Below are 12,684 nucleotides of genomic sequence, written 5' to 3'. Positions count from 1 at the left end.
CCGCAGCTCGCCCGTCCGCCGTTCGTTGCCCTGAGTCCCCCCAATGACACCACGACCGCACCATCCGCGCCACAGCGTCCCGCTGCTGCACGCGCTCACGTTTATCGTTGCGCTGTGTAGCTTTGCGTACGAACTCGTCTTTGCCGAGCTCTACACAGTTGTCTTCGGCGGGAGCGTCACTCAGTACGGCCTCACCATCGGATTGTTCTTTTCGTCGCTGGGGCTAGGATCGTTCCTCTCAGGCCGATTGGAGACAGACCCCGAGTCGAACTTCTTCCGTGTCGAAACGTACCTCGCCGTCGTTGCACCGCTTGGGTTCCTCCTCGTTATCCTGCTCGGAACGCTCAGATACCCCGCTGCATACGCGCCACTAGTCGGCGCGATTGCCCGGCTCCCGATTGTCACAATCGGGTTCCTCTCAGGGTTCGAGTTGCCGCTGTTGACCACACTATCGGAATCGGTTCGGGATACGGCGCGGCCCCCCTCCAGTATCGCCCGCGGGGTCCGGCGACTCACCAGCCATCTGAATCGGGCCTTTGGAGTGGTGTTGGGCGCCGCTTTTAGCATCAAGCGGCGAGAGGGCAAGCCGAGCGACCCAGCCGATGAAACAAGTGCCTATGCAGCAGTATTGGGCTTTGACTACCTTGGCGGGTTAGTCGGCTCACTTGTCTACGTGTTCTTCCTCTATCCGGCAGTTGGACTCATACCGTCGGTGTTCGTCCTTGCGTTCCTGAACGGCGTCGCTGCGCTAATCTTCGCGAGCACGACGGCGAACACACACAGACCAACGCTTCGAAGCCGACTCCCACAGCCAGTAGGATCAACGGGGAAGGCGCTGTTCGCAGTCTGCCTGCTCGTCACAGCAAGCACGGGTGCCGCGGCTGTCAACGCGGGCCCGGTCGGCGAGGACGTCTCTGAGTACTACTTCGAACGAGAATTTGAGTTGGAGTACGCTCCGGGGGCGATGGACGTTGCTGTCACAGACACGCGGACGACGAGGTACCAACGCGTCACGGAGTACAACCGAACGTGGACCGGCAGCGGCGACAACCCGTACTTCGGTGCCACCACGGAACACTGTCTCAGATTGGATTCCGCTGTCCAACTCTGTGAGTCGTGGGCAGACAGCTATCATCAAGGGCTCGTCGACGTCCCGCTGTCGATGTTCGAAAATAGTACTGACACGAAGGTTCTCCTCATCGGTGGGGGCGATTGGGCGGCGATGGACCGACTGCAACGCCACGGGGTTAGTGTCGACCACGTCGATATCGACGGCGAGTTCATGCAGCGGGCGAAGACCGATCCGTTCCTTGCGCAGTACCACGACGGAGCCTACCGATACGAAAACAAATCGACGCGCGTGCAAGACGCGTTCCAGTACCTTGAGCAGTCCGAGCAGCGCTATGACGTAATCTTGCTGGACATCCCTGGGGCGACCGACGACGACCAGCTCCCGCTATACTCTGTGGAGTTTTACAGTCAGCTGCGCCAGCATCTTACAGCAGACGGCGTGATCGCGACGTGGACGTATTCACGGTACAGCTACGCCCAGCACAGAACTGCGTACTACAACACGGTTCACAAAGCCGGCCTGACGAGTGCAGCACCGTATTTCGCATGGGAAGATATTGACGCAGATGGCGAGACAGAGCGCGTCGAGCGGTTCACACTGCTCGCACCGGCACCGCGCGATTCGCTTTCGCCACATAACGGCACAGCATACATGAACCGCTATCAGCACCGCTACCAAGCGGTCGAGTGGGTAGACACGCCGAGATACGCCGGTGTCCGGCCGAATAGCGTGTTCCATCCAAACTACGATATCCTCATTAAATAATGGGCGACACAACACACCAGACCACGACTGAGCTCTATCTGGCACATCCTGATGTGCCGCCGTCGTTCAACGCGATGGATGTAAAACAAGCACAGACGCTCCCCTTCTGTGGGGAGACAGCTACCTTCCGCGTCATCGGCAACTCACACGCCGTTACTGCCGACTCGCTCGGGTTCCATGAAATTTGCTCGTGCAAACCCATCTCCGAACAGGATGCCGAGGTAATTCCGCTCGAACAGGGCTGTACGGACTCACTTGCGAGTCCACACGGTGTGTCTAGCATGGCAATGACTCTCCCACTATCGGAATTTGACCCGGAAGCGGACTACGACCTTTGCTACGAGTTCGGGCCACGTGCCTATACGGCGATCACGACCGACGACAGGACGTTCGAGACGTACCACACTTACCCAGAGCACGACTTGCTGGTGGTTACCACCACAAGCATCACGCAGTACTGGGCCACGACCACCATCTAACGGACCGATTCACACCATGAGCGAGTACACAGGCGACGTGACTCTCAACGGCGGCATAGAGACACCGGTTCGGATGTCCGGACTGGAAGACATGTATGTACAGCCCGACTCGATTGACGGCGATCTCGACTTGCGAAACGTCGAGTACGTCTTCACCGGTGTGCCAATCACACCGGCTGCTGACGTGGCTGACCCGGTGACTGATATCACCGGTACGCTGGAGGATGGCTACACGGAACCGGATGGCGTCCATGGTGACCTCGCGGTTGGCACAGCCGAAGACGTGTTCATCGCCCACGGCGCTGTCGATGGGGCACTCTCGGCGCGTGGCCCCGAACAGGTCTTTGACGCCGGCACAAGCGATGCGCCGTCCCGTGACCCCGCAACCTACGACGTCACGGTAAGTGGCTGGCAACAACAGCGAGAGGTAACGGATCCCAACACTGGGGTCGTTCTCTCAGGCTGTCAGTCTACCGTTAACGTGACAGGCGCGACAGGCAGTGTCAGCTGCTATCTCATTGGGACGAACAACGAACTCATTGTTCGCGGCGATGCCTCTGTCGAGGTCCATATTGTCGGTCGGGACAATCGAGTCGACCTGGGTCCCTACATCGATGTCGACACGGCCGTCGAAACCGGATTCGACAATACGATCGACGTGCAGCCGTTTCCGGCCGACGATCTCATTGAGACGACCGAAGACGAAGCGTACAGCGCGGTCACGTTCGGCCGCGCGAAGGTGACTTATCAGTCGGTTGCCGAGGATGAGGACTGGTGTCGAGGGTGTGGTGAAGCCGCTGATGCGATCATCGAACGCCAACAAAAGGAGGCGTTCTTCATACTGGGGACGCCAATCATTACGTACGAAGAAGGGGGCGGCAGCTACGAGTGCGAACACTGCGCACACTCCGCCCCGGATACATCGCTCACTCCGGAGGAACGGCGTGAGATTTTTTGAACGACTATGCTCCAAATAAACAATCACGCTACTAAATAGCTACCCCAATGCCCAGTTCACTCTCCCCTAGCGACGTATGAGCTCAGTCCCCGACGCCGAGACATGTTCGTATCGCTTTGACCCGTCAAACGAGACAGACGCGTATATCGAGACAACATGGGAGTGCCCACACGAGTCTCACGCAGAGAGCGACAACTGCATCTTCCATATGTCGCGTGCCGAGCGCCGGTCACTCGATGTGACCGACGACGATATCGTGCAGACACTCCGTGAGAACCTCACCTCTCAAGACCCGCGAAGTAACGAGTACGTCGGGGCCGACCTTCCCACAATGTCGCTCACATATCAGCAAATCGACGGGGCGACAAACCATCTGCTCAACTTCCAACATGCCGATATTGCGGCACTAGACATCACCCACGGCCACATTGCGCAAGGAATCAATCTCCGGGAGGCGACCATTGGCAGTCTCAAGCTCGACGATGCCATCCTATCGGGTATTCTTGAGGCGACAGCAGTCACGGTCACCGACGAATTCTCGGCGAATGAGACGACGTTCCACGAAGATGTCCGCTTTTCTCAGGCACACTTTCACGGTCGTGTCGACTGCGATGAAGCGATCTTCGACGAGGATACGAGCTTCCGAGACGCATCATTTACCGGGGAGACCTCATTTCGGAACATCACCGCACGTGGCTCCAGCCACGAGTTAGACGATCATATCTCCTTTGCTGGCGCTCACTTCGAGTCAGCCGCATTGTTCAATCGCGCAGCGGTTGAGTGTGCGACGTTTGCCGACACGCAATTCGACGATGATGCGACGTTTACCCACGCGATATTCGGCGATGACACCACATTCGCGACTACAGAGTTCCGCCGGTCAGCAACGTTCAATGAGGCCACGTTCAACGAAGACGCTACGTTTACCGACGTTACTGTCGATGGACGTGCCAACTTCCGGGGAACCGAGTTCAATGGCGGCGCCCGTACCGTTGAAGATGATATCGCATTCGACAATGCGCATTTCCGTGGGGATGCTGATTTCAAGCTAGCCCGGTTCCGGTACGCTGATTTCAGCGAAACCACGTTCGATGGGCGGCTCAACCTCGACCGTGCGGAGTTCGAAGCCCGGGTCGACTGCCATGATATGCACGTGCTCGGCGACCTCTGTCTCGACCGGGCGGTGTTCAGCGATCCTGTACATGCCCACGACGCCACCTTCGAGGGCTCTGTTAGTGCCTTCGAAACGGAGTTTTACGGCGACGCGGATTTCGTGAACGCGACCTTTGGTGGGCCTGCGACCTTCGATGAAGTGCGGTTTCACGAGGACGTGAGCTTCAAGAGAGCGACGTTCAAGTCCGAAGCCAGCTTCGTGGGTGCGCTCTTCGAGGGGGAAGCAAAATCGCTCGAAGATAACGCTACATTCGAGGAGGCGGTCTTCGAGACCAACGCTACGTTTCGGGAGGCTACGTTCACGAACCTGTCTCTATGGGATACTAGGTTCGCGGTCGAGGTTGATTTCACCGGCGCGACCGTTACTGGTGAGGTGCATATCCGTCTCCACGCGCTTGACGATGATATCTATATGAATTTCGTCAGCGCGAGTATTAGTGGCGGCCAAATCGTCGAACCCGGCGATTCCAATATTCCATTCGACTTCACCGAGGCCACAGTCGGAAACGTCCAGTTGGGAAGCGAGAACGGGTCCGGTGAACTGCTTGATCAGTTTCGGTTCTGCCGTACTGACTTCGACCATTTCGACTTCTCGGATCACCACTCGTACTTAGAGCGGAACGACTGGGTTCTACACGAGTTCAGCGGGAACAACGCGACTGGCGATTTCAGCGTGGAAATGACTCCCGACGTGATTGAAGAGACCTACCGGAAAGCAATGACGAGTGCCAACGACGTCGGCGATACGCCCGCGAGTCGCGAGTTCGAATACAAGCGGTTCCACTACAACCGGCGAAAAAATCTCAGTCTCATCAGAGACGAATACTCGCTGGACGCAACGACGAAGGCAAAGAAGGGGGCTAGTGTCGTCCTGAACCGTGTGATGCAGTTTACTTGTGGCTACGGGAATCGACTCCCGCGGATTGCTGCGCTTACGTTTCTTCTTCCACTCGTATACGGCATTTTGTATGTCCTCGGAGGCCCCTTGGAGACTGGGGCAGGCGTTGTCTGGAATGCCGAGGACCAGCTGGCAGTAATAGGAAACGGCATCTACTACTCATACATTTCCTTTTCTACCATCGGCTACGGCGGAATCGGTCCTATCGGGTGGGGAGCGAAGCTCCTCGCGGCGAGTCAGGGGATGCTCAATGGACTCCTGTTCACGCTGCTCACGTTTACCCTGTTCAAGCGGGTGCTTGGTGGGAGTTAGCCACGCCAGAAAGGTAGTTGAACGCGTCCACCGAGCACTGAAGCTACCGAAAACCGACCCCGCCAAGGTACAATCCGTTAATTGACACTAAACAACATATTTGATCCAGCACTGCCATCATCAAACCACTACTGCTCACGCGTGCATACACACCACCGCTTCCGGTGAAAAACCACCAGACTACAGTAGTATTTACACTCGAAACACGGTGTGGTGAACCTGGGATGTGACCATGCTCAGCGCAGGAATAGCCCTACACTTCGAGTGCCTCCATCGGCTCAACCTCGAAGGTCAGCAGATGCGACCGGAGTTGGGCGTAGGCCCCGTCACCGTCAGTCGTGACACAGTACCGATTTGGCCTTGCCTGACGAGGATTGGCGTCGTTCTCTTGCCACGCCGCCAGCGTGAACTCAAGCGCCTCCAACTCGCTGTCAGCACCCTCAAAGACGGCCGCGACCGACGGCGTCCCGTGGTTGTCAGCGACGTAGGCAACCTCAACAGCGTCGTGGTTGGCGTCAAGTCTCTGCCAGCCATCGAGTTTGTCTGGCGGGTCCTCGGCGAACTGCTCGATTTCGCGCTGGGTCAGTTCGGCTTCTGCGGCGTCGCGCCACGCTTGCTTGATGTCCTCGGCTTGGGACCGCTCGATCTCCTGAAGGACGTCGCTGTCGATACAGTCGGCGGCCCACGCAAGCACGGTCTTGGCCTTCTTGTGCTTCTGCTCGGGTTCGCCGTCCAGCTGTCCGAAGTTCATCTCTTGGGGAGCCATCAAGAGAACTGACGACCGCCAGTAGCCGGGGTCAGCGTCGCATTCCTCGTCGGCATCGGGAGCCCACGACTCCATTGAGGTTCGGACTTCCTCGTGGTGTCCGAAGCCGGTTCGGACGCCGCCGGCGCGCAGGATTCGCTCCGCAAGGTCGATGGTTCGCTCGCGCTCGTCAGCGGGCGCTTCATCGGGGCGCTCAACGTCGGCGTAGAATGGCAAGCCGACTTTGCTGATGATCGTCTCTTTGTAGTTTGAGGTAAGCAGCGGTTCATCAACGAAGATCGGGTCAAACGGTGGTTCGGCTGTCGGCAACATACTGGAAAGCCTCCAGCCCATTCGTCTTTAGCTAAGACTCACACCTCGGTTGTGTAGCGGTAGCGAGCGTCTCTTGTAAGATCGGTCGTTGTTGGTGGATCTTCTGAGCATCCTCGATCAGCCGCTCCAGCAACGGCGGTGGCGAGTAGCCGAGGTACTCACCGAGTTCGTGGAGGATGAGCTGGGCGTGCGACCGGAAGGTCGCCGCCCAGCGTTCCGGCGGAAACACGATCTCATCGTCGGCCTGCTCGGTGACCAGATCCAACAACTCTCGGCTCACCAGCAGTGACAGCAACGCAGCGTATAGTAGAATTTTCACGACATCAGGGTTGTTCGTGTCGAATTCGTCCAGTTCGTACTGCGTTTTCAACTCACGGAACAACGTTTCTACCTCCCATCGACACCGATACAGCGTCGCTAGATCCGCCGGGAGAAACTCCTCTCTCGGCAGATTCGTGATGTACAGGTGGTAGTCGTCGGCGTCCTCGTTGCGGACGCCGACGACGCGAAACCGCTTCGTGTCCAGCGACCGAGTTCCCTCGTACTGGCCGCGCTTGAATTCTGCTTCCACCTCTACGTCGATGTACTTCCGCGAGAGATCATTGACCACGTCGTGGATCTGCTTGCCCTCCAAGGGAATGGCGCGGCCGCGCCATTCCCGTAATTCCGCCGTTATCACCGGATTTGCGTTCTGCTTCAGCCGACTCACAAAGTAGCCGTCGTTCTCGTCGATCAACGCAAAGCGGCGGTATTTGAAGTACGCCCGATCAAACAGAACCAGTCGTCCTTGCAGCCACGATCCCGTCTTGAACAGCGCGCTGTCGTGCGTTTTCTCATCAGTCACATCGATCCGTTCAATCGTCTGGTCGGTGGCGTTGTGGAGCAGGTGGAGCTTCGCTCCAGCCTGCTCCTCGTGGCGGGCTTGAAACTCATCAGAGAGGAACTCGTGCAACCGCAACACGGTTCCATCAGCGATCATCACGTCCCTGAATCGGTCGATATCAGCGTCAACAGCATCAGGGACAGCGACCTCGTCGAGCGCGGCCTCGACGAGGTCGCGGAGATACTCTGCAAGAGTAGGCGTCAACCGGTGATAGAAACCGCCAGAAGAGATCGGTTCGTCAGCTGTAGCGTTGTAGCAGCGTCTAAACCCAGCGAGTGTTCGGCTCTCGCCTGCGGCGAAGCCGAACACGAGCGCCCACACGAGGACAGGAATCTGAAGCTTGCCCTCTCGCTCGACCACGCCGAGTTCCTCGGCGTGCTCTTCGAGGAACTCGGAGGGAAACAGTGTAGTGAGCCGACGCATGATTCTCGACGAGGAGGTGTCAGTGTGCACAGCGGACTCCTCCTCATTCCTCTCGAAAAGTAGCCTCGATAAGCCGCTGCTGTCACGTGGTTCGTCTCTTAGCTAAAGACAGATGGGTCTACTATTCTTGACCAACCCAGATCGAATACCGCGAGTGCAAGTAGAACAAAGCCCATAGCTCATGGTCTCCAAGTTAGGATCACTCTTGTTATCGTTGATCCTTGTCACCTCTCTCACAGGATACTTGCTAATCTCGTCTTCAGAATAATAGAGAGTCAAATAGCTATCAGCGTACTCAGATGGGTTATGTGATTGCCATGGATCATTGGGAGGCGCATAACCTATCTCAGAACTGGTATCAAATTGCATCTAGATTGCTAGCTATGTTCTAAATATATATTATTTCTGCATATTCAATTTTGATTGGACCCAGAAGAGCATCAAATGTGAGTTCCTCAAAATTCCCAGTTTGGCCAAAAGCCGATAAGGTCCGGAGAAGCCAGAGGATATTTCACTAGAGGGGGCAACAAGGGTAGTAGAGCCACCTACACTCATGAATAAAAAATCACTTGACAGATCAGAACGCCCGACCGTTTCTAAGGACAACAGGCGTGGGGCCGAGTTCGATAAAAGCAGGGAATATCGGCATCGACTATGGCATGTCTGGGATGTGAGAAAGCCAACGGTCGCGTTCATTATGCTTAACCCCAGCACCGCAAACGAAAACGAGAACGACCCAACGCTACGACGGTGTATTGGCTTCGCAAAAGATTGGGGATATGGTTCAATTGAAGTGGTCAATTTGTTCGATTTATGCGCTACAAATCCTGACGATCTTCGGGATCATCCTAATCCAGTGAGTGATCAGAACGATGAATACCTACAGAAAGTGTCTGAAACTGCTGAACTGGTAGTGGCGGCATGGGGGGCTAATGGGACGCTATATAATCGAGGGTTGGAAGTTGCAAAGAAACTAGATGTAGATTTGTATGCTTTAGATACTACGAAAGATGGACATCCATCTCACCCACTTTATCAACCAACCGATACTGAATTAGAGTCTTGGAATGCAGGCATGCTGCGCGACAAGGCCGACAACTAAGATTGAAGTTGTCAAGCAATACGTTCACTCCCCAACCGCTTCCTCAACAATCTCGATTTCCTCGTCGGTCAACCCATACAGCTCGTAGACGATCTCATCGATCAGTTCGTCAGTCTGCTCGATCTTCGCCTCCAATTCGTCGGCCCGATCGACCGTCTCCATGTAACTCGCCAGGCCATCGCGAACGTCGTCGACGGCGGGCAACGTCAGCTTCCGCAGCCGATCTACCAGCGAGTTCGTCTTCGTCGCCGTTTCACGGAAGTCAGCGAAGCCACCGGCCTCGTCGACGGCGACCGGCACATACGTCCGGATAAGCGCGGCGACCCGTTCGTCGAGATAGTAGCCCGCAAAGAGGTCAGAATTCCGGTAGGGGGACCCGAGTGTGGCCTGACTCATAGGTTAATACTCTAGACGGTAGCAGGTAAGCTAAAGAACCTAGTGGAAACCAATAGGCCGCCCTCCGGCAATAACTAACAATCAAACGAGGGAAACAGTGGTAAAAAGTCGACGCTGTCGGACAGGTGTCGATGGCTAACCAACAACGGTCCGATATTTCACGAAATGTTGGTTAGCTTTACTCGGAGACGAACTGGACCATTGAGTCCTTTGCCTGACGTGACTTATCGCTCCTCCCAGTCAACTTCAGCTTCGAACGAGCTGGCAATATTGAATAGGGTCCTCTCATCAAGATGGCTACCAACGAGCATCATTCCAACAGGCAGTCCATCCGGCTTCGCGCATGGAACGGTTAGTGCCGGATGGTTCGTCAGATCAAACATACCCGTATTCGCCAAGTTACCAAGCGTTCGGCTAACCCGCTCAACCCGATTTAGACTGTCATCCCGCTCATACGGAAGCATTGGAGTTGTCGGAAGAACTAGCGCGTCGTGTTCTTCCAGATGGACATTATATTTCCGTTCAGCGTCGAGTGCAAGGTTCTTTGCTTTCGCGTATAGTTCAATACTGTACTCATCCTGTAGATGAGCGTCAGCAAGGAGTGACGTCTTGACCGTTGGCGGGAACTCATGGGCACGCGCCTCACGGAACTTACTGAACGCTTCAAGTAGATCATCCCAGTACCAACCCTTGTAGTTCGTCCCAACGCCTTCGTCTTTCAGGAGACTGATCCCACCCTGAGTTGCTGCAACGGTCCAAATCGGAACAGTGAGTCGGTGTGTCTCAACTGACACTGGCTCTGTTTCCACACCGAGTCCCTCAAGAACCTCAATAGCATCCCGGACAGCGGTATCAACTTCTTCATCTGAACTTTCCCAACCAAACCCTTCCTCAAGGACACCAATGGAAATGTCCTCAAGGTCTTCATCGAGTGCCCCGGTGTAATCGTCTGCCTCAACACCACGGGGTTGGCGAGGGTCCATTTTGAGCCCATCGTGGAGATCTTCACCAGCAATCGCCTCAAGAATCGCTGCAGCATCCTCGACAGTCTTGGCCTGTGGTCCAGTGTGGTCGTACCCACGATCAATCGGGAAGATCCCAGTGTACGGCACAAGACCTGTGGTCGGTTTAAGCCCGACAAGTCCAGACCAAGCGCTTGGGACCCGAATAGAGCCTCCCTGATCGCCACCAAGAGCAGCATCACAGTCACCTGCAGCCGGTGCGGCCCCACTGCCACTGGATGACCCTCCTGTGAGGTACCCCTCAGCGTGTGGGGTTTCAACGGTGCCAAAGTCGCTAGTATCACTCGACCCGGACCACGCGAAGCTCTCCATATTGAGCTTTCCTGTGAGAGTGGCTCCAGCGTCCAGTAGTCGAGTCGCCACAGTAGCATCGATCTGTGGAACATACCCTTCAAGGACTGAGGAACCACACGTCATTTCGTAGCCAGCGAGCGCGATATTGTCCTTGAGTCCTATTTCCATACCCGAAAGTGGGCCGTCTTCGGCTCCTTCAACGGTGAATTTCGTGATCCACGCATTGTATGGGTCTTCGTCAGCATCTGGTCGATACCCCGGTGACCGGTCAGTGTACTTGATATCGTGAACGCCAAACCGCGGATTGTCGGCTTCAGCAACGCGCTCAGCCGCTTCAAGTGTCGAGTTAACTAACTGTTGATAGTCCTCAACCTCCTGGTCGTTTAGACTCAACCCCGCAGCAGCAGCAAGTTCTACAAGCCGTTCTTGCGAGGGCTGGTGGATGGTTTGGTCGTCACTACTTGGCATACACTTCTCCTGATTCAATTGCGACGATGGAAATTGTATCTGACACTATTACCACAGCTGTTCCTCAGAGCACATGATTAAATATTTTCCCTCGATGGCATTATTTTCGAGTTATCGGGCAATTTTGATTATATTCGACTACATATATTGATTATACACGCCCAAAAGAAAACCTATGTTTCTCACGAGTCGTGCCGTAATTCATATTTCAACGACCGGCTTATCTCCATGTGTGGTCATCTAACTAACATATAATGGGTTATTGCTCTGTGTGAGATAACCACAGTCCAGCAGACCGTTCACCCTCTTAACCACATCCTCACCACTCTCAGTTTCCGCGTTGGTCAGCCCGCACAACTCGTAGACAACATCAGTGACCAACTCGCCGGCCGACTCGGCCGTCTTCGTATAATTTGTCAGCCCGTCACCAATGCCGTCAACGGTTGGCAACGACAATGCCAGAAGCCGATTTCCCATCGAGTCCAGTTTCGGCAGCGTGAGATGTATACCGGTCAAGCACATATACTATATTCCGGGCTCGGGGCCTATGAGGCACAGGCGTGGGACTTTTAATCCCGAGACAGAGGGTTCGAATCCCTCCGAGCCCGCTCGCATCCGTTCGTCGATCACAACCGCTTCGGCTCACCAAATTGTCACAGCATCCGTCTTTAGCTAAGATGAGAACCGCGTGACAGCGACGGCTTATCGAGGCTATTTTTCGAGAGGAATGAGGAGGAGAAGTCTGTGCACAACCCTCGCTCCTCAACGAGAATCATGCGTCGGCTCACTACGCTTTTTCCCTCTGAGTTCCTCGAAGAGCACGCCGAGGAACTCGGCGTGGTCGAGCGAGAAGGCAAGCTTCAGATTCCTGTCCTCGTGTGGGCGCTCGTGTTCGGCTTCGCCGCAGGCGAGAGCCGAACACTCGCTGGGTTCAGGCGCTGCTACAACGCCACAGCTGACGAACCGATCTCTTCTGGCGGCTTCTATCACCGGTTGACACCGACGCTGGCAGAGTATCTCCGCGACCTCGTCGAGCGCGGCCTCGACGAGGTCGCTGTTCCAGACGCTTTTGACGCTGATATCGACCGATTCAGGGACGTGATGATCGCTGATGGAACAGTGTTGCGGTTGCACGAATTCCTCTCTGATGAGTTCCAAGCCCGTCACGAGGAGCAGGCTGGAGCGAAGCTCCACCTGCTCCACAACGCCACCGACCAGACAATTGAACGGATCGACGTAACGGACGAGAAAACGCACGACAGCACGCTGTTCACCTATGGAAACGCTGCTACCTAGACGAACCACCGTTATCGACAAAATATTTGCGCCGTCCTGTAGTCTGCGGCTCTCCCAGCCGGCAG

8 protein-coding genes, 1 tRNA gene and 2 pseudogenes are annotated in these 12,684 nt (G+C 55.6%); 7 read left to right on the top strand and 4 right to left on the bottom strand.

Features of this window, described 5'->3' with window-relative positions:
- Nucleotides 1-43 precede the first annotated feature (43 nt).
- From BDK61_RS18405 to BDK61_RS18390, 4 genes are all read left to right on the top strand, one after another.
- Nucleotides 44-1,837, top strand: coding sequence for a spermidine synthase (locus BDK61_RS18405; RefSeq protein WP_121304065.1), 1,794 nt, complete (start codon nucleotides 44-46; stop codon nucleotides 1,835-1,837).
- The gene (locus BDK61_RS18400; RefSeq protein WP_121304064.1) at nucleotides 1,837-2,316 is read left to right on the top strand and encodes a DUF2617 family protein; all 480 of its coding nucleotides are present in this window, start codon (nucleotides 1,837-1,839) and stop codon (nucleotides 2,314-2,316) included. The genes BDK61_RS18405 and BDK61_RS18400 overlap by 1 nt, the downstream gene beginning before the upstream one ends.
- A gap of 16 nt (nucleotides 2,317-2,332) precedes the next feature.
- Nucleotides 2,333-3,274, top strand: a complete 942-nt coding sequence (locus tag BDK61_RS18395; protein WP_004966854.1) for a hypothetical protein — start codon at nucleotides 2,333-2,335, stop codon at nucleotides 3,272-3,274.
- A 76-nt stretch (nucleotides 3,275-3,350) separates the two neighbouring features.
- Nucleotides 3,351-5,657 (top strand): pentapeptide repeat-containing protein, encoded by a 2,307-nt coding sequence (locus BDK61_RS18390; protein WP_121304063.1) that lies wholly within the window; start codon nucleotides 3,351-3,353, stop codon nucleotides 5,655-5,657.
- 253 nt (nucleotides 5,658-5,910) lie between these two features.
- Here the strand turns inward: BDK61_RS18390 and BDK61_RS18385 are convergent, their stop codons facing one another.
- Both BDK61_RS18385 and BDK61_RS18380 read right to left on the bottom strand, forming a co-directional pair.
- Nucleotides 5,911-6,735: a hypothetical protein gene (locus BDK61_RS18385; RefSeq protein WP_121304062.1), complete on the bottom strand. Its 825-nt coding sequence runs from the start codon at nucleotides 6,733-6,735 to the stop codon at nucleotides 5,911-5,913.
- A gap of 31 nt (nucleotides 6,736-6,766) precedes the next feature.
- Nucleotides 6,767-8,041, bottom strand: a complete 1,275-nt coding sequence (locus tag BDK61_RS18380; RefSeq protein ID WP_011222252.1) for an IS4-like element ISHma1 family transposase — start codon at nucleotides 8,039-8,041, stop codon at nucleotides 6,767-6,769.
- 553 nt (nucleotides 8,042-8,594) lie between these two features.
- On the opposite strand from BDK61_RS18380, the gene BDK61_RS18370 reads away from it, so the two are divergent.
- On the top strand, nucleotides 8,595-9,143 hold the full coding sequence (locus BDK61_RS18370) for a DUF1643 domain-containing protein (protein ID WP_121304061.1): 549 nt from the start codon (nucleotides 8,595-8,597) through the stop codon (nucleotides 9,141-9,143).
- A gap of 24 nt (nucleotides 9,144-9,167) precedes the next feature.
- On the opposite strand, the pseudogene BDK61_RS18365 reads toward BDK61_RS18370, so the two are convergent.
- Together BDK61_RS18365 and BDK61_RS18360 are read right to left on the bottom strand one after the other, a co-directional pair.
- Nucleotides 9,168-9,479, bottom strand: a pseudogene (locus BDK61_RS18365) (restriction endonuclease); the annotation flags it as partial.
- A 284-nt stretch (nucleotides 9,480-9,763) separates the two neighbouring features.
- Complete coding sequence (locus BDK61_RS18360) at nucleotides 9,764-11,323, bottom strand: amidase (protein WP_121304059.1); 1,560 nt, start codon at nucleotides 11,321-11,323, stop codon at nucleotides 9,764-9,766.
- A gap of 534 nt (nucleotides 11,324-11,857) precedes the next feature.
- Between BDK61_RS18360 and BDK61_RS18350 the strand changes: the two genes are divergently transcribed.
- Both BDK61_RS18350 and BDK61_RS18345 read left to right on the top strand, forming a co-directional pair.
- Nucleotides 11,858-11,931: transfer RNA gene (locus BDK61_RS18350), tRNA-Lys, on the top strand.
- 166 nt (nucleotides 11,932-12,097) lie between these two features.
- Nucleotides 12,098-12,607: pseudogene (locus BDK61_RS18345) on the top strand (IS4 family transposase); the annotation flags it as partial.
- Between the last annotated feature and the right edge of the window lie 77 nt (nucleotides 12,608-12,684).

Source organism: Haloarcula quadrata (assembly GCF_003634715.1).
GTDB classification, from domain to species: Archaea; Halobacteriota; Halobacteria; order Halobacteriales; family Haloarculaceae; genus Haloarcula; species Haloarcula marismortui.
Note: the sequence above shows the minus strand (reverse complement) of the source record. Positions and strands in the feature narration are given on the sequence as shown.

Coding starts and splice junctions, on each gene's coding strand:
- BDK61_RS18385 (WP_121304062.1), bottom strand. CDS start 6,735: ATGTTGCCGACAGCCGAACCACCGTTTGACCCGATCTTCGTTGATGAA.
- BDK61_RS18400 (WP_121304064.1), top strand. CDS start 1,837: ATGGGCGACACAACACACCAGACCACGACTGAGCTCTATCTGGCACAT.
- BDK61_RS18405 (WP_121304065.1), top strand. CDS start 44: ATGACACCACGACCGCACCATCCGCGCCACAGCGTCCCGCTGCTGCAC.
- BDK61_RS18360 (WP_121304059.1), bottom strand. CDS start 11,323: ATGCCAAGTAGTGACGACCAAACCATCCACCAGCCCTCGCAAGAACGG.
- BDK61_RS18380 (WP_011222252.1), bottom strand. CDS start 8,041: ATGCGTCGGCTCACTACACTGTTTCCCTCCGAGTTCCTCGAAGAGCAC.
- BDK61_RS18390 (WP_121304063.1), top strand. CDS start 3,351: ATGAGCTCAGTCCCCGACGCCGAGACATGTTCGTATCGCTTTGACCCG.
- BDK61_RS18395 (WP_004966854.1), top strand. CDS start 2,333: ATGAGCGAGTACACAGGCGACGTGACTCTCAACGGCGGCATAGAGACA.
- BDK61_RS18370 (WP_121304061.1), top strand. CDS start 8,595: ATGAATAAAAAATCACTTGACAGATCAGAACGCCCGACCGTTTCTAAG.